Annotated in this window: 20 protein-coding genes; 13 read left to right on the top strand and 7 right to left on the bottom strand. The window is 70.1% G+C overall.

Going from position 1 to position 20,838, the window contains the following annotated elements; all coding sequences use genetic code 11:
- The first annotated feature begins 25 nt into the window (after nucleotides 1-25).
- The 6 genes from OO70_RS37060 (at nucleotide 26) to OO70_RS37035 (ending at nucleotide 4,116) form a co-directional block, all read left to right on the top strand.
- Nucleotides 26-547 (top strand): NUDIX hydrolase, encoded by a 522-nt coding sequence (locus OO70_RS37060; protein WP_043681513.1) that lies wholly within the window; start codon nucleotides 26-28, stop codon nucleotides 545-547.
- Between the two features lie 10 nt (nucleotides 548-557).
- Entirely contained in the window at nucleotides 558-950 is a 393-nt protein-coding gene (locus OO70_RS37055; RefSeq protein WP_043681511.1) for a YidH family protein, read from the top strand.
- Nucleotides 938-1,306, top strand: a complete 369-nt coding sequence (locus OO70_RS37050) for a DUF202 domain-containing protein (protein ID WP_078651706.1) — start codon at nucleotides 938-940, stop codon at nucleotides 1,304-1,306. Before OO70_RS37055 ends, OO70_RS37050 begins: the two co-directional genes overlap by 13 nt.
- A 100-nt stretch (nucleotides 1,307-1,406) precedes the next feature.
- Nucleotides 1,407-1,703: a hypothetical protein gene (locus tag OO70_RS37045; protein ID WP_043681508.1), complete on the top strand. Its 297-nt coding sequence runs from the start codon at nucleotides 1,407-1,409 to the stop codon at nucleotides 1,701-1,703.
- Between the two features lie 169 nt (nucleotides 1,704-1,872).
- Nucleotides 1,873-2,895 carry a phosphotransferase family protein gene (locus OO70_RS37040; RefSeq protein ID WP_043681505.1) on the top strand — a complete coding sequence of 341 codons (1,023 nt, stop codon included), beginning with the start codon at nucleotides 1,873-1,875 and terminating at the stop codon, nucleotides 2,893-2,895.
- 6 nt (nucleotides 2,896-2,901) lie between these two features.
- The gene (locus tag OO70_RS37035; RefSeq protein ID WP_043681502.1) at nucleotides 2,902-4,116 is read left to right on the top strand and encodes an acyl-CoA dehydrogenase family protein; all 1,215 of its coding nucleotides are present in this window, start codon (nucleotides 2,902-2,904) and stop codon (nucleotides 4,114-4,116) included.
- A 62-nt stretch (nucleotides 4,117-4,178) separates the two neighbouring features.
- Here OO70_RS37035 and OO70_RS37030 read toward each other — a convergent pair whose 3' ends face one another.
- On the bottom strand, nucleotides 4,179-4,742 hold the full coding sequence (locus OO70_RS37030) for an LGFP repeat-containing protein (RefSeq protein ID WP_043681499.1): 564 nt from the start codon (nucleotides 4,740-4,742) through the stop codon (nucleotides 4,179-4,181).
- A gap of 186 nt (nucleotides 4,743-4,928) precedes the next feature.
- On the opposite strand from OO70_RS37030, the gene OO70_RS37025 reads away from it, so the two are divergent.
- Nucleotides 4,929-6,923, top strand: coding sequence for a sensor histidine kinase (locus OO70_RS37025; protein WP_043681496.1), 1,995 nt, complete (start codon nucleotides 4,929-4,931; stop codon nucleotides 6,921-6,923).
- Nucleotides 6,923-7,618 carry a response regulator transcription factor gene (locus OO70_RS37020; RefSeq protein ID WP_051741993.1) on the top strand — a complete coding sequence of 232 codons (696 nt, stop codon included), beginning with the start codon at nucleotides 6,923-6,925 and terminating at the stop codon, nucleotides 7,616-7,618. Before OO70_RS37025 ends, OO70_RS37020 begins: the two co-directional genes overlap by 1 nt.
- A 72-nt stretch (nucleotides 7,619-7,690) precedes the next feature.
- On the opposite strand, the gene OO70_RS37015 is transcribed toward OO70_RS37020, so the two are convergent.
- From OO70_RS37015 to OO70_RS37005, 3 genes are read right to left on the bottom strand one after another with little or no spacing between them, the layout of a single operon-like run.
- On the bottom strand, nucleotides 7,691-8,284 hold the full coding sequence (locus OO70_RS37015; protein ID WP_043681493.1) for a TetR/AcrR family transcriptional regulator: 594 nt from the start codon (nucleotides 8,282-8,284) through the stop codon (nucleotides 7,691-7,693).
- Nucleotides 8,285-8,310: 26 nt separating this feature from the next.
- A complete protein-coding gene (locus OO70_RS37010; protein ID WP_043681490.1) occupies nucleotides 8,311-9,993 on the bottom strand; it encodes a class I adenylate-forming enzyme family protein in 1,683 nt (560 codons plus the stop codon).
- Complete coding sequence (locus OO70_RS37005) at nucleotides 9,990-10,754, bottom strand: SDR family oxidoreductase (RefSeq protein WP_043681487.1); 765 nt, start codon at nucleotides 10,752-10,754, stop codon at nucleotides 9,990-9,992. The genes OO70_RS37010 and OO70_RS37005 overlap by 4 nt, the downstream gene beginning before the upstream one ends.
- A gap of 158 nt (nucleotides 10,755-10,912) precedes the next feature.
- Between OO70_RS37005 and OO70_RS37000 the strand changes: the two genes are divergently transcribed.
- Entirely contained in the window at nucleotides 10,913-12,133 is a 1,221-nt protein-coding gene (locus OO70_RS37000; protein ID WP_043681483.1) for an exo-beta-N-acetylmuramidase NamZ family protein, read from the top strand.
- A gap of 81 nt (nucleotides 12,134-12,214) precedes the next feature.
- The gene (locus tag OO70_RS36995; protein ID WP_043681480.1) at nucleotides 12,215-13,579 is read left to right on the top strand and encodes a hypothetical protein; all 1,365 of its coding nucleotides are present in this window, start codon (nucleotides 12,215-12,217) and stop codon (nucleotides 13,577-13,579) included.
- On the opposite strand, the gene OO70_RS36990 is transcribed toward OO70_RS36995, so the two are convergent.
- A complete protein-coding gene (locus OO70_RS36990) occupies nucleotides 13,568-16,351 on the bottom strand; it encodes a penicillin acylase family protein (protein ID WP_043681478.1) in 2,784 nt (927 codons plus the stop codon). The two genes, OO70_RS36995 and OO70_RS36990, sit on opposite strands and share 12 nt — an antisense overlap.
- A gap of 221 nt (nucleotides 16,352-16,572) precedes the next feature.
- Here OO70_RS36990 and OO70_RS36985 point away from each other — a divergent pair, with 221 nt between their 5' ends.
- Complete coding sequence (locus OO70_RS36985) at nucleotides 16,573-17,175, top strand: hypothetical protein (protein WP_043681476.1); 603 nt, start codon at nucleotides 16,573-16,575, stop codon at nucleotides 17,173-17,175.
- A gap of 179 nt (nucleotides 17,176-17,354) precedes the next feature.
- On the opposite strand, the gene OO70_RS36980 is transcribed toward OO70_RS36985, so the two are convergent.
- Complete coding sequence (locus OO70_RS36980; protein ID WP_043681475.1) at nucleotides 17,355-18,146, bottom strand: G1 family glutamic endopeptidase; 792 nt, start codon at nucleotides 18,144-18,146, stop codon at nucleotides 17,355-17,357.
- Between the two features lie 239 nt (nucleotides 18,147-18,385).
- On the opposite strand from OO70_RS36980, the gene OO70_RS36975 reads away from it, so the two are divergent.
- Both OO70_RS36975 and OO70_RS36970 read left to right on the top strand, forming a co-directional pair.
- Nucleotides 18,386-19,324 carry a hypothetical protein gene (locus OO70_RS36975; RefSeq protein ID WP_234337025.1) on the top strand — a complete coding sequence of 313 codons (939 nt, stop codon included), beginning with the start codon at nucleotides 18,386-18,388 and terminating at the stop codon, nucleotides 19,322-19,324.
- A 36-nt stretch (nucleotides 19,325-19,360) separates the two neighbouring features.
- Nucleotides 19,361-20,089, top strand: coding sequence for a 3-keto-5-aminohexanoate cleavage protein (locus tag OO70_RS36970; protein WP_043681470.1), 729 nt, complete (start codon nucleotides 19,361-19,363; stop codon nucleotides 20,087-20,089).
- Here the strand turns inward: OO70_RS36970 and OO70_RS36965 are convergent.
- A complete protein-coding gene (locus tag OO70_RS36965) occupies nucleotides 20,035-20,769 on the bottom strand; it encodes a hypothetical protein (RefSeq protein ID WP_043681468.1) in 735 nt (244 codons plus the stop codon). The genes OO70_RS36970 and OO70_RS36965 overlap by 55 nt on opposite strands.
- Nucleotides 20,770-20,838: the final 69 nt, after the last annotated feature.

The following is a 20,838-nucleotide window of genomic DNA, read 5'->3' as shown; positions in this document are numbered from 1 at the left end:
GGATGGGGGCATGTTGGATGGGGTCATGAACCCAGCTGACGAAATCCTCGACATCGTCGACGAGAACGACCAAGTCATCGGCCAGTCCCCACGCGGCGAGGCCTACGCGCAGGGCCTGCGCCACCGCGCGGTCTTCGTCCGGGCCCGTGACGCGCGGGGTCGCGTCTTCGTCCACCGCCGCACCCCCACGAAGCTCGTCTTCCCCTCCCTCTACGACATGTTCGTCGGCGGGGTGGTCGGCGCGGGCGAGTCCTACGACGACGCGGCCCTGCGCGAGGCCGAGGAGGAACTGGGCGTCTCCGGTCTGCCGTGCCCCGGATTCCTCTTCAAGTTCCTGTACGACGACGGTGCCGGGCAGACCTGGTGGTCGGCGGTGTACGAGGTCCGCTGCGAGCTTCCGGTCAGCCCGCAGGTCGAGGAGGTCGCCTGGCACGACTTCCTGGACGAGGGGGAGATCGAGCGGCGGCTGGGCGAGTGGGAGTGGGTGCCGGACGGGTTGGCGGCGTACGACAGACTCAAGGCGTACTGGGAAGAAACAGCCGGATAGGGTCCTGCCCGTGATCGATTTTGTACGGAACGTCCAGCTGTGGTTCGCGCCCCAGGAGATCAGCGAGGAGGGCCGTACCCCCGACTACCGCTTCTCCCTCGCCAACGAACGCACCTTCCTGGCCTGGCTGCGCACCGCGCTCGCGCTGATCGGCGGGGGTTTCGCGGTGGACCAGTTCCTGCCACATCTGCGCTGGGCCTGGCGGGCGGGCCTGGCCCTCGCGCTGCTCGCGGCGGGCGTCCTGTGCTCCCTGCGCGCGGTCAACCACTGGGTGCGCTGCGAACGGGCGATGCGGCGGGGCGAGGACCTGCCGGTGTCGCGCTTCCCGGCGCTGCTCAGCATCGCCGTGGCGATCGTGGCCGTGGCGATGGTCGTGGTCGTGATCGCGGGATGGGCGGGGTGAGTCCGGGCGCGGATCGAGGTGCGGAGCGAGGCGCGGCCACGGACCCGGCCCAGAACCGCGACCCGGGTCTCCAACCCGAGCGGACCCGGCTGGCCTGGCGCCGTACGACCCTGTCGAGCACGGTCGCCGCCGTCCTGGCCATGAAGGCCTCCCTGCACGGCGGTGTCCATGTCCAGGGTGTCGTCGTCTGTGCCCTGTGCTGCGCGCTGTGGCTGGGTTTCCTGGCCGTCGCCCACCTCCGCATCCGCACCCTCACGGCCGAGGGGGTGCCGCCGGCTCTGGCACCGCGGCACGCCACCACGGCGGTGCTGTGCACGGTGGCCGTGGCGGTGTGTGCGGCGGTGCTCGTGTACTGAGGCACCGACCCCGGCGCCACGCAGGCGGAATGACCGGATATGGGCGGTGCTCGTGGCACCCTGTCCGACGTCAACTCCCGCACTTCCGAAGGTGAGCACGATGACCACCCTTCACCTGGAGCACTCCTCCCACGCCCACACACACGGCCCGGACTGCGGGCACGCCACCGTGCCGCACGGCGACCATGTCGACTACGCGCACGACGGGCATCTGCACCGCGAGCACGGGGGCCACTGGGACGAGTGCGAGCCGGGCGGGCATGTCGCGCATCAGGAGCACGCGCACCAGCACGGCCAGGACTGCGGGCACGCGAGCGTGCTGCACGGCGATCACGTCGACTATGTGCACGACGGCCACCGGCACGCCCTGCACGACGGTCACTGGGACGACCACTGAGCCGACCCGGCCATGGCCCGGAACCACTGACGCACAGCTCCCCGTCGCCCGGCGCGGGGAGCTGTCGGCTTATGGTGGCCCCGGTCACGTTTCGCTCCCCTACTGGACGACATACCGACCGGTCGGCATGATGGGTCGAGACGTGTTCATCCGTTCGTAGGAGTGATGTATGAGCCCCGACCACCCGCCCGGACTCGATCTCGACCGGCTGCGCGGTCTGCTCGACCGTGAGCGGCCCGGTCTGGTGAGCGGCACGCTGTCCGGCCGGCTGATCGAGGGCGGACGGTCGAACCTCACCTACGCGGTCACCGACGGCTCCGCGAAGTGGGTCGTACGGCGGCCCCCGCTCGGCCATGTGCTGGCCACCGCGCACGACATGAAGCGCGAGCACCGGGTGATCAGCGCCCTGCACCCGACGAACGTGCCGGTGCCGAGGCCCGTGTTGCTGTGCGAGGACGACGAGGTGCTCGGGGCTCCGTTCTACGTCATGGAGTTCGTGGAGGGCACGCCGTACCGCACCGCCGGCGAACTGGTCCCGCTGGGCCCGGAGCGCACCCGGGGCGCGGTGCTCGAACTGGTCGACACCCTGGTCGAGTTGCACGCGGTGGACCCCGCCGAGGTGGGCCTCGCCGACTTCGGCCGACCTGAAGGCTTCCTGGATCGCCAACTCCGGCGCTGGGGCAAGCAGTTGGACGCCTCCCGCAACCGCGAGCTGGCTGGGGTCGAGGAGTTGCACGCGGCCCTCGGCCACCGCCTCCCCGACTCCCCCGCACCGGCGGTCGTGCACGGCGACTACCGCCTCGACAACGTGCTCATCGGCGAGGACGACAAGATCAAGGCCATCCTCGACTGGGAGATGTCCACGCTCGGCGATCCGCTCACCGACCTGGGTCTGCTGGTGATGTACAGCATCCCGCTGGAGCTGCCCAACTCCCCCATTTCCACCACCGCTTCGGCCCCCGGGCACCCGGCACCGGCCGAGCTGATCGAGCGGTACGCCGCGCGCTCGGGGCGCGATGTGTCGTCGGTCGCCTGGTACACGGCGTTCGCGTGGTTCAAGCTCGCCGTGATCCTGGAGGGCATCCACTACCGCTACACCCTGGGCCAGACGGTCGGCCGCGGCTTCGACCGCATCGGCGAGCTGGTTCCCGTCTTCATCGAGCACGGCCTGACCACCCTTCAGGAAGGCTGATCCACCATGGACTTCGCGTTCGACGCACACACCGAGGAACTGCGCGCCAAGCTCCTGGCCTTCATGGACGAGTACGTCTATCCGGCCGAGACGGTCGCCGAGGAGCAGCGCGCACAGCTCGCCTCGCCCTGGGACACCCCCGCCGTCGTCGGGGAGTTGAAGGCGGAGGCCCGCAGGCAGGGCCTGTGGAACCTCTTCCTGCCGGACGCCGAGTACGGCGGCGGGCTGACCAACCTCCAGTACGCGCCCCTCGCCGAAATCACCGGCCGTTCCCCGCACTTGGCGCCCACCGCGCTGAACTGCGCGGCGCCGGACACCGGCAACATGGAGGTGTTGTACCAGTTCGGCGACGAGCAGCAGAAGAAGCAGTGGCTGGAGCCGCTGCTCGCCGGTGAGATCCGCTCGGCGTTCGCGATGACCGAGCCGGAGGTGGCTTCCTCGGACGCCACCAACATCACCACGCTCATCGAGCGGGACGGCGACGACTACGTCATCACCGGGCGCAAGTGGTACATCTCCGGGGCGATGAACCCCGATTGCAAGATCTTCATCGTGATGGGCAAGACCGACCCCGACGGCGCCGACATCCGCCGCCAACAGTCCATGATCCTTGTCCCCCGCGATACCCCCGGCGTCACGGTCAAGCGGGCGATGCAGGTCTTCGGCTACGAGGACCACTCGCACGGCGGCCACGCCGAGGTCGTCTTCGACCACGCGCGGGTGCCCGTGACGAACCTGGTCGGCGAGGAGGGCGGCGGCTTCGCCATCGCCCAGGCGCGGCTCGGTCCGGGCCGTATCCACCACTGCATGCGGCTGATCGGCATGGCCGAGCGGGCGATCGAGCTGATGTGCCAACGGGCCGTGTCCCGCGTCGCGTTCGGCAAGGCGCTGGCCCAACAGGGCGTCGTCCACAACTGGATCGCGGACGCGCGGGTCGCCGTCGAGCAACTGCGGCTGCTGGTCCTGAAGACGGCCTGGATGATGGACACCGTCGGCAACAAGGGTGCCCACGCGGAGATCCAGGCCATCAAGATCGCCACGCCTCGTACGGTCGTCGGCATCCTCGACCGGGCGATCCAGCTGCACGGCGCGGGCGGCGTGAGCCAGGACTTCCCGCTGGCCGAGCTGTACGCGAGCGCCCGCACCCTGATGCTCGCCGACGGCCCGGACGAGGTGCACCAACGGTCGCTGGCCCGCCGGGAGTTGAAGAAGTACCTGTAGCGCGGCGAAGGGGCTGGAGGGGCATGCACTCCCCTCCAGCCCCATTTCCCCCGAGGTGATGGTCAGTTGGGCGTGCTCGCCTTCAGCGTCCAGCCCTGGCGGCAGGTGTGGCCGAAGGTGCCGATGTCGCAGCCCTCGACATTGAAGACGTAGGCGCCGGTGTTCCGCACCAGCACCCGGATCCGGCCGGACGTGCCGCCGCCGAACTCCCGCTGGGTGCCCCCGGGGTCGGACGCGCTCGTCCAGCGGACCAGGAACGAGTCGTAGCTGTACGGGGCCGTGCTACCCCAGTTGAAGTAGGCGTAGCCGCGGTCCTCCCACGCGGCGACGACCATGTTCGAGCCCTGGCGCGGCGACCAGGTGGCGGTGCCGTAGGTGAAGTACTGGCGCTTCCCGGCGTAGGCGCCGTTCAGGTACACGTCCCTGGTGCCACTGGTCGGGCAGCCCAGCCAGCCGGAGGCTCCGCCGAGCGCGCTCCAACGCTGGTAGATGTGCGGCTCGTTGACCGAGATACCGCACGCGGCCCGGGCGGGTGTCTGCGCCGCGGCCGGCACGGCCGCCGTGCCGCCGAGCGCGAGCAGGGAGCCCAGGACAACGCCGGTCAGGCGTCGCTTCGTTGACAGCATGGTGTTTCCCCCGTTGGTTCCTGTCGGCCGGTCCGGCGGTGCGCCCGCCGTTCCGCTGCTACGAGCATCACGGCGACGGCGGCCGGGAGTTGAGGGGAAGCCCCCGGGCGGGGCCGGGGACCTCTCCCGGGTGGACCGGGAAGCGTTCCCAGGACACCCGGGCGCCGGGCCCCCACGATGGAGTGCATGGACGACCGCGACGGGCGCACCCGGTCACGCACGGCGGCGGTGTACATGCTGCTGGGGCTGGCGGCACTCCAAGTGGCCGTCGGGGCGGTCGCGTTGACGGTGGCCGAGGTCTCCGTCGCGGACCTGGTCCACTACGACATGGTCGTCGACCTGGCGGTCGGTCTCGCCTACCCGGTCTGCGGCACGGTGATCGCGCTGCACCGGCCGCGCAACCCCATCGGGTGGCTGCTGATCGGCTACGGTCTCGGCCACGCGTTCACGGGAATGTCGATCGGACTGGCCGTCCAGGGGCTGCGGTGGGGCTGGTCACCGGACGTCCTGCACGCACTCACCACCATCGGCCGCCACACCTGGATCGTCGGCAGCTCGACGGCGTTCGTGCTCGTGTTCTTCCTGTTCCCCGACGGCCGGCTGCCCGACCGCCGCTGGCGCTGGGCCCTGGTCGCCCAACTCCTGTCCTCCCCGCTCGACTTCGCCCTCTGGGCACGCGACGACTGGGGCCTGTTCAAAGGCACACCGGCCCAGCCGTCGTACCTCCCGGTGCCGGACGGCTGGATGCCCGCCCTGCGGCACATCGAGACCGCCAAGGCAGGCCTGGTGCTGGCCGCCGTGTTCGCGGTCATGTCCGTCCGCTACCGGCGCGGCGGCGAGCAGGACCGCCGCCGGCTGCTGTGGCTGTTCGCCGGGATACTGCCCCTGGCGTTGAGCGTGGCGCTGCAGATCGTCGGCTTCCCGGCGGTCTACACCTCGTGCTGCACCCTGTTCCTGCCGGTCGCCATCATGATCGCCGTGCTCCGCCACGAACTCCTCGACATCCGCCTGGTCGTCTCCCGCAGCCTGCTCTACGGCGCGCTCACGGTCGGCGTGATCGTCACCTACGTCGGCCTCGTCACCTCCGTCCAGGCCCTCCTCAACCCCGACCCGGCGCTGCTCGGCCCGGCCCTGATCACCGTCACCCTCGCCCTCGCCTTCGAACCCGCCCGCCGCCTCCTGCAACGCATGGTCGGCCACGCCCTGTACGGCGACCGGCACGACCCGGTGCGCGCGGTCTCCCGCATCGGCGAACGGCTGGCCGGCACCGGCGTCGACGCGGTCCCCGAGGCGGTGGGCGAGGCGCTGCGGCTGCCGTACGTGTGCGTGGAGTCGAAGTCCGGGGTGACGGACGGGAGTTGGGGCGAGCCGGGGGAACACATCCACGCCATACCGCTGGACTACGACGGCCGGACCGTCGGCGCGCTGGTGATCGGCCTGCGCCCGGGCGAACAGCAGCCCGACACCGCCGACTTGGCGGTCCTGGAACTGCTCGCCGTACCGCTGGCGGCCGCACTGCACGCGACCGACCTCACCCGGCAGTTGCAGCACTCCCGGGAGCGGATCGTGGCCGCGCGCGAGGAGGAACGGCGCCGTATCCGCCGCGATCTGCACGACGGTCTCGGCCCGACCCTCGCCGGAGCCGCCTTCCAGGCGGACGCCGTACGCAATCTGTTGACGTTCGATCCGGAGCGGGCGGCGGAGCTGCTCACCGAGTTGCGGTCCGAGGTCGGGGGCGCGGTCGCGGAGGTGCGGCGGCTGGTGGACGGGCTACGGCCGCCGGATCTGGACCAGTTGGGGCTGCTGGGCGCGCTGCGGGAACGCGCGGTGCGGCTGTCCTGGCGGGCGGACGGCACCCCGATACAGGTACGGGTCCGGGCACCGGAGCGGCTGCCCGCGCTGCCCGCCGCCGTCGAGGTGGCCGCGTACCGCATCGCGATCGAGGCGCTGACCAACGCGGCCCGGCACGCCCGCGCCTCCCGCGTGGACCTGCGCATCGAGATCGGCGACGGGCTGCGCCTGGAGGTGTGCGACGACGGTTCGCCGGTGGACGAGGAGACCGCGTGGACACCGGGCGTGGGCATCACGTCGATGCAGGAGCGCGCGGCCGAACTCGGCGGCCGGTGCGTGGCGGGACAGGGGCGGGTGGTGGCGACGCTGCCGTTGGGAGAGGCGATGTGATGGGGCTGGAACCTGGGGGTGAGGACGACGGGGACGCGCTGCGGGTCGTCCTCGCCGACGATCATCCGGTGGTCCGTACCGGGCTGGCCGCGCTCCTGGAGTCCGTGCGGGACGGCACCCCGCGCGTGCGGGTCGTCGGGGTCGCCGCGAGCGGGCGGGAGGCGGTACGGGCGGCGGTGACCCTGCGTCCGCACGTGGTGGTGATGGACATCCGCATGCCCGACCTGAACGGCATCGACGCGACCCGGGAGATCGGCCGGGTGGCGCCCCGGGTGGCCGTGCTGATGCTCACCATGGTCGAGGAGGACGACTCGGTGTTCGCGGCGATGCGGGCGGGCGCGCTGGGCTATGTCCTCAAGGGAGCCGGGCAGGACGAGATCGTCCGGGCGATCCGCGCGGTGGCCGCCGGGGAGGCCATCTTCGGTCCCGGTGTCGCCCGGCGCGTGCTGGGACAGCTGAGCAGGCCCCCCGACCGCCCCGATCCGTGCCCGACCCTCACCCCGCGCGAACGGGACGTCCTCGCCCTGATCGCCGACGGCCAGCCCAACTCGACGGTGGCCACGCGCCTGGGCCTGTCCCCGAAGACGGTCAGCAACCACATGTCGGCGGTCCTGGCCAAGCTGGGCGTCGCGGACCGAGCGGGGGCGGCGGCGTGGGCGCGGGAGGCGGGGCTGGGGCCGACTCCGGAGCCGTAGGCCAACAGGCGTGGGCCAACAGACGTAGGCCACCGGCCGTAGACCAACGACCGTAGGCAAACAGCCGTAGGCCTACGGTCGCAGGGCGCGCATCAGCAGGTCCGCAAGGTGGTCGGCGACTTCCTGGGGGGTGAGGGGGCCGCCGGGGCGGTACCAGGTCGACAGGTGGTGGACCGAGCCGAAGTGGTAGTCGACGACGAGGTCGGCCGGGGTCGCCGTGGAGAAGACGCCCTCGCGCTGGCCCTCCTCGACGAGTGCGCGGAAGCGTTCGTGGTAGCGCCGGCGCTCGGCACGCACCTGCTTGTTCTTCTCCGGGCTCAGATGGTGCATGGACCGGAAGAAGATCGACGCGTCGTCGAGGTTGTCGATCGTCGTCACCACGACATCCGCGGCGGCGTCCCGCAGCCGCTTCTCGACCGGCTCGTCGGCGCCCGCGAACACCTCCAGGCGCTCCATCTGGACGCGCAGCACGCGCGCGTACACCTCGTGCAGGAGATCGTCCTTGGAGCCGAAGTAGTGGTACAGCGCCCCCTTGGTGACGCCTGCGGCCTCGACGATCTCCTGCACCGAGGTGCGGTCGTAGCCCTGCTCGGCGAAGAGCCGGGTGGCGGCGGCGAGGAGCCGCTGCGGGACGGGAGCCCCGTCTCCGTCGGTCGTCCTGGGCACTGCCGCCACCTGCCTTTCTTAGTCGTTCACGCGCTGTCGTGCGGCCGGGAACGCAGTTCCCGTCGGAGGATCTTCCCACTTGCCGTCTTCGGCAGGTCGGGGAGGATCTCCACCTGGCGCGGGTATTTGTAGGCGGCCAGTCTCTCCTTGCAGTACGCGGCGAATTCATCGGGGTCGGTTTCGGCGCCCGGGCGGAGGCTGATGTACGCCTTCACGGTCTCGCCGCGGTACCCGTCGGGCACCCCGACAACGGCCGCCTCGCGCACCGCCGGGTGGGTGTACAGCACGTCCTCGACCTCGCGCGGCCACACCTTGAAGCCCGACGCGTTGATCATGTCCTTCTTGCGGTCGACGACGTACAGCCAACCCTGCGTGTCCATGAACCCGATGTCCCCGGTGCGCAGTTCACCGTCCGGGAAGGTCTCGGCGGTGGCCTCGGGACGCCGCCAGTACCCGGGCACGACCTGCGGCCCGCGCACGACGATCTCGCCCTGCTCGCCGAACGGCACCTCCTCGCCCTGGTCGTCGACGATTCGTACGACGGTGTCGGGCCCCGGCACCCCCACGGCCAGCGTCCCGGACGCCGGGTCGACGGGCGCCTCCAGCTGGGGCGGTACGGAGGCGCAGGGCGCGGTGCACTCGGTGAGGCCGTAGCCGTTGCGGATGTAGGGCCCGAAGCCGGCCCGGAACTTCTCCACCAGGGCGGGCGGCACCGGGGCGCCGCCGGAGGAGATGTTCCGGAAGGACGCGAAGTGGTCCGGGGTGACGCCCGGATGCGCGGCGAGCGCCATGAAGGCGGTGGACGGGCCGACCGTGTAGTGCGGCCGGTGCTCGGCGAACGCGTCGAGCACGACCCCGCCCTCGAACCGGTACACCAGCACCAGCGAGCCCCCACTGACGAGGGACGCACCCAGCTGGCACACCATCCCGGTGATGTGGAACAGCGGCGCCATCGCGAAGTAGACGGGCGCGTCCGGCAGTCCGAGCCCGGTCCGCTGCCGTTCGGCGTTGTAGAGGATGTTGCCGTGGGTGTTGGTGGCGCCCTTGGGGGCACCGCTCGTCCCCGAGGTGTAGCTGATCAGCGCGATGTCGGCGGGGGCCGGGGCGAGGACTTCGGGCGCCTTGTGCCCCGCCTTGGCGACAGCCACCAGATCCTCCGCGTCCTCCGCCTGCGGAAGCCGCTCGAAGGTGAGCACGCGCGCGTCGTTGCGAGTCTGGAAATCCAACTCGCACGCGGTCAGCACGATCCGCACGGGAGACCCGCTCTCCGCAACCGCAGCCGCCGTGTCCCGCAGATACGACTCCCAGGCCCGGTCGGAACAGATCAGCGCGGCCACTTCCCCGTCCCGCAGGACATGGGTGACCTCCCCCGACTTGTACATCGGGTTGACCGGCACGACGATCGCGCCCGCCTTCCAGGCCCCGAGGAGGGCGAGCACGAAGTGCGGCGAGTTCTGCAGCAGCACGGCGACCCGGTCACCGCGCTCAAGACCGCGCGCGGCCAGATACCCGGCGACGGAGTCGCTCAGCTCGTCGGCCTCGCGATAGCTGAGACCGCCGTCGAAGTAGGTGAGGAAGGTGCGGTCAGGAGTCTCGCCGACCACCCGGCGCAGGGCATGCACCAAGGAGTCGTCCGGACTTATGTCCCCGCGCTGGGCCTCGTTGAGCAGCGCCACCCACGGCTTGGCGGCATACAGGGAGTCGGTCACTCTCCGGCCTCCCACTTCTGCTGGATGTGGTTCATGGTGGTCAGCCAGCGATCCGGTTCGGTGGCCCGGGCCTGGTAGTACCCGGCGACCTCAGGATGCGGCAGGATCAGAAAACGATCCTCCTCGATCCCCTTCATCAGAGCATCGGCAACGACATCGGGCTCGATCGCGGTCGGCTGGAGCACCAGGTCACCCGCGCTGCCGGTGGCAGCCAGCATGTCGGTGCGAACGCCCTGCGGACAGATCGCGTGGACCTTGAGCCCCCGGTGCCGGTACGTCAGCGACAGCCACTCGGCGAAGGCGTACGCACCGTGCTTGGTGACGCTGTAGGGCGCGGCCCCGATCATGGTGAGCAGCCCGGCGGCGGACACGGTGGACACGAACCGCCCGCTGCCCCGCTCCAGCCAGGCCGGGATCAACGCCTCGGCGGCCCGCACATGAGCCATGACGTTCACGTCCCAGGCCTGCGCCCACACTTCCTCACCAGCGGCTTCGGATCCACCGGAACCGAGCCCGGCGTTGGCGCAGTAGATGTCGACGGTCCCGCCGAGAGCGTCCCGGGCATCACCGACGACGGCGGAGGCGTCCCCGGGTACGGCGATGGCCCCGATCTCATCGGCGACGGCTTTCGCACGATCACCGTCCAGGTCATTGACGACCACCCGGGCCCCTTCGGCAGCGAACCGCCGCGCAAGCGCGGCCCCGATGCCACCCCCAGCCCCCGTGACGACTACCCCGGCACCCTGAACGGCTTCCACCATCGGTCTCCTTCGACTGCGGCTCCACTGCCCAGCCAGACTAACCGGTCGGTATGTAACACCGGAAGGGTCGAGGTCTTTAGGGGCGCGGGGAACTGCGCGACCAGCCACAACGGACCCGCATCCGGCCCACAACCTGCGGCAGCCCCTACCGTGCCAACATGCCCCTCACCAGAAGAGCCCTCCTGGCAGCAACCCCGGCGGCAACCCTCACCCCCACACTCCCCAAACCCGCGAACCTACGCACCGGCTTCGAACAACTCGCCGCACACGACTACACCCAGCTGAACGGCCACCGCATCGGAATCGTCACCAACCCCACCGGCATCACAAGAGACGCCCACCACATCGTCGACGTCATGCACGCGAACCCTCACGTCAACCTCGTCGCGGTCTTCGGCCCAGAACACGGCTTCCGAGGCACCGCACAAGCAGGCGGCTCCGAGGGCCACTACACCGACCCGGCAACCAAACTCCCGGTCTACGACACGTACTTGAAGAGCGGCCAGCCCCTCGCCGACATCTTCAGAACCTCCGGCGTCGACACCATCGTCTTCGACATCCAGGACGTAGGCGCCCGTTTCTACACCTACATCTGGACCCTGTACGACTGCATGGAGGCGGCCCAGCTCGCCGGCAAACGCTTCGTCGTGCTCGACCGCCCCAACCCGGTGACCGGAAGGACAGCCCAAGGCCCGGTCCTGCACAGGGAGTTCGCGACCTTCGTCGGCAGGCAGCCGATCGCGCAAGCGCACGGGATGACGGTCGCCGAGCTGGCTCGGCTGTTCAACGGGGAGTTCCTGACGACACCCGTACCCCTGGAGACCGTACTGATGACGGGCTGGAAACGGTCGGAGTTCTACGACGCCTGGTCGCTGCCCTGGGTACCACCCAGCCCCAACATGCCGACGCCGGACACCGCGCTCGCGTATTCGGGGACGTGTCTCTTCGAGGGGACGAACCTGTCCGAGGGGCGCGGCACGACCCGGCCCTTCGAACTGCTCGGCGCGGAGGGCATCGACGGCCGCTGGGCGGCGGAGGCGAATCAACTCGCCCTGCCCGGCGTGCACTTCAGGGAGGCGTACTTCGCGCCCACGTTCTCCAAGTTCCAGGGCAAGACCGTCGGCGGTGTGCAGATCCATGTGCACGACCGGGCCGCGTACGACCCCGTGCGCACCGGCATCGCGCTGTTGGTGACCGCCAAGAAGGTCTGGAGCGGCTTCGGTTGGCGCTCGGACAACTGGATCGACAAGCTCACCGGATCCACCCGGGTGCGTACGGCGATCGACGCGGGGGCGAGCACCGACGAGGTGGTGGCGGGGTGGCAGGAGGAGTTGAGGGTGTTCCGGAGGATTCGAACTGAATACCTCCTCTACAAGTGAGTCGCGACGTATGGCCAATCTTCACCGGTAGCGGGACGATGCGCCCACATCGAGCCACTACGGGGGACGAGGAGGCCGGTCATGGCAAATCCGGCGATGAGTGTGAGCCCTTACTGGGAGTTGACCTTCGACGCCGACGGAGACGTCGACCAGGGAGAACGCGACCGGCTGCTGAGCGAGGTACGGCAGCGCGGGGTCGGTGACCTGATCGTCTTCTCCCACGGGTGGAACAACCAACGCGCCGGCGCGACCCGGCTCTACAGCAGCTTCTTCGCGCCAATTCCGAAGCTCGCGCCGAAGGCCCGGATCGGGTACGTGGGCGTGATCTGGCCATCCATGGCGTTCCCGGACCAGTCGATCCCGAACTTCCCGCGATCGGCCATGACCGCGAACGAACAGACCGCGCCTCCGGCACTCGACGACGACACCCGGCGCGCGCTCCTCGACACCTTCCCCGGCAAGGCGCCGGTGATCGACCGGATCAGCCGGATGCTGGACCAACACACGGGCACGGACGCGGAGTTGGAGGAGTTCGGGCGACTGGTGCGGACGCTCGTGGAGGTGGTGCCGTCCGGTCCGCAGGCGGCGTTCGCCGCGGACACGCTGGCGGCGGGGGTGCCGCAGTGCGAGCCGCGGATGCTCGCCGCCGGCCGCACGGCCGAGGTCTGCGGTCAGTTCGCGGAGGCGTTGGCCCAGCTCGCGGCGCCGCAACCCCTGGGCGCCGTAGCGGAGTTCTCGCTGCCCGACCCCTGGAAGGGCGCGCGTGAACTGCTGCGGCAGGCGGCCTACTTCGCGATGAAGCGGCGCGCGGGGATCGTCGGCGAGCGGGGTCTCGGTCCGGTGGTCGGGCAACTCACGGCGGTGGCGCCGGAGGTGCGGGTGCATCTGGTGGGGCACAGTTTCGGCGGGCGGCTGGTGTCGTTCGCGCTACGGGGTCTGCCCGAGGGAGTGCACTCGGTCAAGTCGGTGACGTTGCTCCAAGGAGCCTTCTCCCACTACGCGTTCGCGGCCCGGCTGCCCGACGACCCGCGTACCGAAGGTGTGCTGCAGGGACGGCAGAACCGTGTCGACGGGCCGTTGGTGTGCTGCTACTCGCACTGCGACTCGGCTCTCGGCACGATCTACCCGCTGGCCTCGCGGATGTCGGACGACGACTGCTCGTTCGCCGGGCTCGACATCGGCCGGGCGCTGGGCGACAAGTGGGGTGCGATGGGCCATGACGGCGTGCAGGCTGTGCCGGGCACCCGTTCGCTGACCCTGGCCGAGGCCCTCAACTCGCCGCTGCCGGCGTCGGGTTGTGTGAACGTCGACGCCTGCGCGGTGGTGTGCCACGGCGACCCGCCGACGGGGGCGCACAGCGACATCGTGCACCCCGAACTCGCCCGGGTGGTGCTGGCGGCGGGCCGGATCAACCGGCCCGCCACCGCTCAGGCGTCACCGGTGTGACGTGTACTCCACCACTTGCTGGAAGGTGGGCCGGTTCTGCCAACTGATGTTGTAGTGCTTGATGCCGCCCAGGGTGCGCTGGACGATCGAGTCGGCGCACCACTGGTCGCCCGCCGAGCACAGGGTGTCGCCGGGGTAGACCGTGGCCGCGGTGGCGCCGGCCGCCGTCTTCAGCGTGCTGATCAGGATGTCCCGGCAGGCGCTGAGGCTGCCGCCGCCGCAGTACTGCGCGGCGAGCGGCCCGGACACGGTCTGCCCGAGGACCGACCGGAGGTCCTTGTCGACGTAACTCCACCAGCCGTACTGGAAGGAGCTTCCGGCGTGCGACCCGGTCGGACCGTGGGCGGCCGACGGGGTCTCGTCGATGTACAGGTTGTTGGTGAGCGCGGTGTAGAGGGTGTCACCGAGGCCGGGTTGGAACTCCGCCTTCACCAGCGCCGGCCACCAGGCGTCCAGGATCCGGATGGCGTCGGCGTTGGCGTAGGTCTTGGAGCCGGCCGAGGTCTCCGTGCGTTTGCCGCCGGCGGTGAGCCAGGTCTGCAGCTTGGTGACGGCCGCGGCGGCGGTGGTGTCGGTGACCGTACTGCTGTTGATCACCTTCAGCATGTCGGGCAGGACGTCCTCGGCGCGCAGGTCGGTGAGCGAGGCGTCGGACATCGCCTTCACCAGCGAGGATCTGGTGATCCCGCCGGCCGCGACGAGTTTCTTCACCCGGTCGTCGAGGAGGTTGCCGCGATGGACCGACCCGTCACCCCAGCTCGCGGTCGTGTAGTTGAGGGCCTGTTTGTTGTTCCAGGAGATGTAGTAGTCCTGGTCGATGGAGTTGGGGTGCGCGGAGGCCGGCGTGTAGTCGGACGTGTTGGTGGTGGGGTCCCAGTTCTGCCACTCGTAGGCGGCCTGGCCCCAGACCGGGAACTCGGGGTCGACACCGCTGGCCCGCACCGGGTTGTTGCCGCTGTTGTAGTACGCGGTGTGGGAGGAGTCGGCGTAGAACCAGTTGAACGTGAAGTTGATGTGCTGCGCCGCGGTCTGGAAGGTCTGCGGACTCTTCACGTAGTCCGGGTCGTTGAGCATCTGGAAGCCGATGATCGAGTCGGCTTCATGCATGTACGAGGAGCGCAGGGTGGTGTAGGCGACCTTCTTCCCGCCGACGGTCGCCCGGTACTCGACGGGTCCGTACTCGGTCTTCCACACCCGCATGGTGTACGACCCGGCGGCGGTGGAGTCGGCCGTGGTGGGCGCCCAGGAGTTCTTCTGCTCGATCTCCTCCATGGCCGTGCAGGTGCCGTGGAAGAGGTAGTGGTAGTCGTCCTGGCAGAGTTCGACGGCGTACGTGTCGATGATGTCCTGGCCGGAGGTGGTCGCGGACCACGAGTAGTCCTGGCCGCGGCCGAGTTCGACGTACATGCTCAGGCCCGCGAAGGAGGCGCCGCGGGCGCTGATGCCCGGGCCCTGGATCTCCTGGAGCATGAGCAACTGCGGTGCGAAGTAGCCTGTTTGGGGTCCGAAGACGGCGATCGGGTGGCCGCTCGCGGTGTATTTGCCGCTCACCACAAGGGCGTTGGACATCCCGCGCTTGGCGGAGCTGAGGGCGGTCGCGGTCGCCGCGGCGGAGGCGGCGGAGGCGCTCTGGTCGGCGCCGGTGCCGGTGGCGTCGTAGACGAGTGGCTCGGTCGTCACCGAACCGGAGTCCGGCAACGCCTCGCCCTGTGCGGTCGTGGGCTTGGTGCCGTACGGGAAGCTCTCACCGTTGTGGACGGTGAGTACGGCCTCGGGGTCGTTGCGTTCGCGGAAGGACTCCCAGACCTTGGTGCCCTGTTCCACGCCGTACTTCTCCTGGGCGGCGAGCAGGGAGAGGGCGTTGTTGACCTCGCCGCCACCGCCGGAGCCGAACAGGGTGCCGATGACGGAGGCCAGCGCGACCAGGTCGGTGATCTTGAAGTGGTCGATCGTGCCGGCGTTGGTGATCGAGTCCTTGTGGCCGGTGAGGACGTACTCGCCGGGGAAGTAACGGCCGCTGTCCGAGGCGTCGATGTAGGCGTTGATGCCGGCCAGATAGGCGTTGGCGTCGTCGAGTGCCTGCTGGCCGCGGGTGCCGTTGTTGGCGACGGCGTTGTCGATCTGGGACTGCAACTCGGCCTCGGTGTACGGGGCGTTGCGATAGAACTCCTGCTCAAGACCCTGGTTGGAGGCGGCGCCGCCGGCGAAGGTGGTCAACTGGCCGCGTCCCACGTGCCGGAAGACGTCCATCAGCCACAGCCGGTCCTCGGCCGCCGCGTAACCGGCGCCGTACTCGGTGCCGTAGCGCGTGGTGCCTGTGATGTGCGGCACACCGGTCGCCTTGTCACGGACGATCGTCACGTCGGTGCGGCCGCTCGGGCTCTCGGTCGAGGCGACGTTGGCGGCGGGGACCCCGAACGAGGCGTCGTTGAAGAAGGTGTTGATCTTCGCGTCGGTCAGCGTGGAAGCGCCCGTGGCCAGGTTGGCGTAGGGGCCGAGCTGGTCCTCCGCGTGGCTGGGCTGGGTGCCGAAAACCTGGTTCAGGAGGATCTGGGCGAGGGTGGCGTTGCCGTTCTCGCCGGCCGGGAGGATGTCCGAGCACTGGCCGCCGCAGTAGTCATTGGAGGCCGTGGCCGCCGACGCGGTCCCTTGGGCAAGAGGAGACAAAAGGGCGGCAACGAGGACGCATACGGATGCGGCCTTCAGGAACCCGGGGAATCCGCCGGGAGTTCTCAGTCTGTCGAGCAAGTTACGCGGGGTGCGCCGTGGCATGGCAGCTCCTACCGACGAGGGTGTTGCCGGACGTTACCGCCGGTATCCCCGGGATTGAAGATGAACATGCGTCAAGTTTTGGATGAGCACGAGCTGCTTATGGGGGGCATCGGAAATCGGATGGAGCCAAATCGCTTGTCGATACGTCTATTCGGCGACGTCCGTACGACGACGCCGAGGTGACCGAAGTACAGGTGCAGGTGTGACGGAGGTGCAGGGCGATGGCCGGTTTCCGGAGTCTGGCGAGACAGGTGCGAGATCCCCGGTGCGATCTGGCGCTGCGGCGCTACTCGCTGCGCAAGTGCCTTGAGCGGTTCGCCCCTTATGGGCACAGGGCGACCTGGGACCACTTGAGCTCCCGGGCCGGGTTCGGACCCGAGGACCGCTCCCCCGACCCGGCGCGGCTCGTGGCCGCACTGGACGAGCTGGAGGAAGCGCGCAAGGTCTGGCTCGCCTACGAGGTCGGGTTCGCCGAACGCCGCAAGAAGGAGAAGCACGACGGGCTCCGCCGCCCGGGCAGCGTGGACGACTGGCACCGGCTGACCTGGGGCGGCTTCGGCGTCGCCTGGTGCGACGACCCACGACTCCACCCCCATGAACCACTGGCCGAGGTGCTGCGACGGCTGATCGCCGCCCTGGAGCGCGAACCGGGTTCCGTGTGCCCGGTGTGCGCCGGGGAGCGCCTCCTGTGGAAGTACGACCTGGCCCACGAACCCTCCTCGGGCCCGGTCTGCACGGACTGCGGCATCGTCGTACCGCGTCCGGTGCTCACGCCCGAGGCGCTGGCGTACGCCAGGCGCGGACGGCTGCTGATGTCTGCCTGAACCGGGGCGAATCGAAGAAGGGCGCCAGGGGTGCGCCGGGGATGCCGCACCCCTTTTTGACCCGCGTTCGACCGAGTTCGCGACCCAGCCGGTTTGCGCTTGCCGGTGCAACGGCGAAGGCTGCCGACGGCGTTCCGTCGACAGCCCCGAAGCGGTGTGCAACTGGTGCGCCGCAGGTGTCAGCTGGCCTTCCAGACATCGGAGAAGCTGCCGCCGGAGATCGAGCCCGGCTGGGCCCGTACGGCCGAGCTGCTGCTCTTCGTCATGACGATCTCGTTCGGCGAGAAGGTGTCCAGGTTGCTGCCGTCGGCCTTGGCGCCGGTGAAGGTCACGGTGCCGAAGTTCGCGAGGCTCGCGACCGAGCCGCCGACCTCGGGGGCCTCGGCGACGACCTCGGCGGAGGCGTTCTTGAAGCCGGACGAGCCGGCGTGCGTGGTGGTCTTCGTCCAGCCCTCGGTGGAGTCGGCGAGGGTCATGGTGAAGGTGGAGCCGGTGTAGGTCACGGTCGCGGTGAACTTGTCGCCGCCCTTGACCGTGACACCGGAGTACGCGCTCTCGGAGGCGGGCAGCACCTCCCACCAGGCACCGTAGGTGGCCTTGCCGCCGATGCAGTCGGCTTCCGTACCGGTCTGCTCCAGCGCGGAGTTGCTGTAGCCGTCGAGGCCGACCCAGAAGGACGAGTACGTCGTCGCCGAGGAGCAGGTGACACTCGGCTGGGTCCAGGACGAGGTCACGGACGTGTACGCGCCGGTCGAGCCCGTGGCCGCGTAGCCGGACCAGTTGGTGGACGAGACGGTGGCGTTGACCTTGCCGGGCTGCGCGAGCCCGTGCAGGGCGTGACTCTCATGGCTCGCTATGGCCTGGGTGAGCTGGGCGGGGGTGTTGGACGCGGCCAGCGCGGGGGTGGCCAGGGCGGCGGTGAGGGCCGCGGCGGTGACGAGAACGAACCCGGCGGAAGATCTCGGGGACATGACTCTCCGTCATTCGAGGGGGGTGGGGGGCTGCCGTGACGGCAGTGGACAGCAGCTTCCGCGAGGCTTCATGGGCATGGCAAGAAGGTCAAGCCCCTTCAGTCTTGAGGGAATTGACGGCGCAACAACTGGGAAATCTGACAAGTTCATTCAAATTTGATCAATCACCGGGCAAGACTGACCAAACTTCAGGGCAACGGTCTTCCGCCGCACGACGGCCCTGACCTGAGCTGGAGTACGTGACTTCCAGACCGGGGTACCTGACGTCCGGATCCGAGTCGATGCCGTTCCACGAGGCGCTGCGCGCGGCCATCGCCGCCAGCGGGCTGAGCCTGGACCGGATCCAGGACCGGCTGCTGCGGCGGGGTACGCCGGTGGCGTCGGCGACGCTCAGCTCCTGGCAGTCCGGGCGCTACCAGCCCGAACGGCAACGGTCGTTGGCGGCGCTGGCCGTACTGGAGGACGTCCTACGGCTGCCGCCCGGCGCGCTCACCGGACTGCTGGGCCCACCCCGGCCGAGGGGGCGCTGGCTGCCACCGGACGGCGACCACCCCGATCTCGCCCAGGCCTGGTCGGACCACCACGACCTCACCTCCGCCCTCGCCGCGCTCGACACCCGCTGGGACGACAGCCTGACCAGGCTCAGCTGCCACAACCGGGTCGACGTGGACGCCGACCGCAGCATCCGCTCCCTGACCAGCCGCCGCCTGCTGCGCGCCGAGGCGGACGGCGCGGACCGCTGGATCGCCCTGTACCGCCTGGACGCGCCCGGGCCGTTGCCGCACTTCCGCGTGGCGGCACCGGCGCGGCTCGGAACGGTCGTCGAACTCCCCGAAGAGGGCCTGGTCGCGGCCGAGTTGCTCTTCGACCGCCCGCTCGCGCGCGGCGAGACCGTGATCGTCGACTACACGGTGGAGCATCGGGAGCCGCGCCCGTACTCCTTGCGCGCCGAGACGACCATTCACGTGCCGATGCGCGAACACCTCCTTGAGGTCCGCTTTGCGAAGGGGTCGTTGCCGTGCGCGTGTTACTCGTTCCGCACGAACGGCCTCGACTCCCCCGCCGGTGCCAGGCGGCCCAGAGAGCAACGGCTACGGGTGGACGCGTCGGGGTCGGTGCACGCGGTGGTGTTGGGGGCGGGGCCTTGCCGGGTCGGGATTCGGTGGGTGTGGGCGTGAGAGGCCGTTGTCAGTGGTGGGTGGCACCATCGAGGCATGGTGCAGGTCTGTCTCAACGGGGTCCGTGAGGCCGTCGACGGGTGGATGGTGCCGGTCTCGCCGGGGGCGATGGCCGATGCCGTGGTCGAGGCTGTCGCGGCGGGGGCCACGGACGTTCACGTTCATCCCAAGTCCCCTTGCGGGGACGACACGTTGTCGCCTCGCGTCCTCGCGGTGACGCTCGACGCGATACGGGCGCGGGCGACCGTGCCGGTCGGCGTGACCACCGGCGCCTGGGCCGAGCCGGACCCAGCCGCGCGGCTGGAGCGGGTGCGCGGCTGGGCGGTGCTGCCCGACCACGCCTCGGTCAACTGGCACGAGCCGGGTGCCGAGGAGCTCGCGGCGGTGCTGCTGGCCCGGGGCGTCGGTGTGGAGGCGGGAATCTGGTCGGGGACGGAGGGCGCCGCCCGGTTCGCCGTCTCACCTCTCCGCTCGAAGGTGCTGCGCGTCCTCGCGGAGGTGACCGACCCGGACCCGGACACGGCCGAAGCGTCCGCGCGTGCGCTTCTCTCCGACCTCGACACCGGCCACGGTCGCCCGGTGCTGCTGCACGGCGAGGACGGCGGCGCGTGGCCGGTGCTCCGGCTCGCGGGGCGACTGGGGCTCGCGACGCGCATAGGCCTGGAGGACACGCTGTTCCTGCCGGACGGTGAACGGGCCCTGTCCAACGCTCAGTTGGTCGCCGAGGCCTTGGTCCAGTACGGGTGGGCCCAGCGCTCGTCGTAGGGCAGGGCGAGGAGCTCGGCCTGTACGGCGAGGTCGGCCTCGCCCTGGGCGCGGAGGCGGGCGGCACCGGGGCCGGCCAGCCAGGTGCGCAGGTCCGCCACGCCGGTGTCCTCGCCGTCGTCGTACCACCACGGGAACGGAGAGAAGTCGGACAGCAGGTCGTAGAGCCAGCTCTCGGTGCAGCGCGCGAGGTGCGCGTCCGCGACCGGGCCCGGTGTCCACCCGTCGAGGAACGGCAGCACGGCTCCGGCGATCGTGACGCAGGTCTCGAAGGTGTCGTCGATGTCGTAGGGCGGCTCGGGCAGGGTGAGGGTGTGCTGCCACCAGGCGTGCAGGAAGGCCTCGATCGCGGCGGCCTGCTCGGCCGGCCAGGAGCGCCAGTCCACCCGGCTGAGTCCATGGTCGCCGTAGCCGATCGAGCCCAGGGTGCCCTCGGCCATCGCCCGGGCGGCCTGCGGCAGCAGGCGTCGCATCACGGCCGGGTGGTCGTCGAAGTGGTCGGGCACCTCGAAGAGGTAGTACTGCACCACGTCCAGGGGCACGCGTGTGTTCGGCGTGCGCAGGAACGCGGTCTCCTGGGGCGCGTGGCAGTATCCGCAGCCGGTCTCGTGCGGGCTGGCGAATCCGTCGAAGATCGTGTCGATGTCCGCGAGGGCGGCGGCAAGTGCGGCTGAGGCCATGGGAGTTGGTCCCGTCGGTACTCCGTGCACGGCGTCGCCGCCGGCCGAAGAGACAGACGCTAGCAGCCA

Source organism: Streptomyces xylophagus (assembly GCF_000716435.1).
GTDB lineage: Bacteria > Actinomycetota > Actinomycetes > Streptomycetales > Streptomycetaceae > Streptomyces > Streptomyces xylophagus.
Note: the sequence above shows the minus strand (reverse complement) of the source record. Positions and strands in the feature narration are given on the sequence as shown.

Excerpts from the sequence above, each read along its gene's own strand:
- OO70_RS37060 (WP_043681513.1), top strand. The coding sequence starts at position 26 with ATGAACCCAGCTGACGAAATCCTCGACATCGTCGACGAGAACGACCAA.
- OO70_RS37050 (WP_078651706.1), top strand. The coding sequence starts at position 938 with ATGGGCGGGGTGAGTCCGGGCGCGGATCGAGGTGCGGAGCGAGGCGCG.
- OO70_RS37045 (WP_043681508.1), top strand. The coding sequence starts at position 1,407 with ATGACCACCCTTCACCTGGAGCACTCCTCCCACGCCCACACACACGGC.
- OO70_RS37040 (WP_043681505.1), top strand. The coding sequence starts at position 1,873 with ATGAGCCCCGACCACCCGCCCGGACTCGATCTCGACCGGCTGCGCGGT.
- OO70_RS37035 (WP_043681502.1), top strand. The coding sequence starts at position 2,902 with ATGGACTTCGCGTTCGACGCACACACCGAGGAACTGCGCGCCAAGCTC.
- OO70_RS37030 (WP_043681499.1), bottom strand. The coding sequence starts at position 4,742 with ATGCTGTCAACGAAGCGACGCCTGACCGGCGTTGTCCTGGGCTCCCTG.
- OO70_RS37025 (WP_043681496.1), top strand. The coding sequence starts at position 4,929 with ATGGACGACCGCGACGGGCGCACCCGGTCACGCACGGCGGCGGTGTAC.
- OO70_RS37020 (WP_051741993.1), top strand. The coding sequence starts at position 6,923 with ATGGGGCTGGAACCTGGGGGTGAGGACGACGGGGACGCGCTGCGGGTC.
- OO70_RS37005 (WP_043681487.1), bottom strand. The coding sequence starts at position 10,754 with ATGGTGGAAGCCGTTCAGGGTGCCGGGGTAGTCGTCACGGGGGCTGGG.
- OO70_RS37000 (WP_043681483.1), top strand. The coding sequence starts at position 10,913 with ATGCCCCTCACCAGAAGAGCCCTCCTGGCAGCAACCCCGGCGGCAACC.
- OO70_RS36995 (WP_043681480.1), top strand. The coding sequence starts at position 12,215 with ATGGCAAATCCGGCGATGAGTGTGAGCCCTTACTGGGAGTTGACCTTC.
- OO70_RS36990 (WP_043681478.1), bottom strand. The coding sequence starts at position 16,351 with ATGCCACGGCGCACCCCGCGTAACTTGCTCGACAGACTGAGAACTCCC.
- OO70_RS36985 (WP_043681476.1), top strand. The coding sequence starts at position 16,573 with ATGGCCGGTTTCCGGAGTCTGGCGAGACAGGTGCGAGATCCCCGGTGC.
- OO70_RS36980 (WP_043681475.1), bottom strand. The coding sequence starts at position 18,146 with ATGTCCCCGAGATCTTCCGCCGGGTTCGTTCTCGTCACCGCCGCGGCC.
- OO70_RS36970 (WP_043681470.1), top strand. The coding sequence starts at position 19,361 with ATGGTGCAGGTCTGTCTCAACGGGGTCCGTGAGGCCGTCGACGGGTGG.
- OO70_RS36965 (WP_043681468.1), bottom strand. The coding sequence starts at position 20,769 with ATGGCCTCAGCCGCACTTGCCGCCGCCCTCGCGGACATCGACACGATC.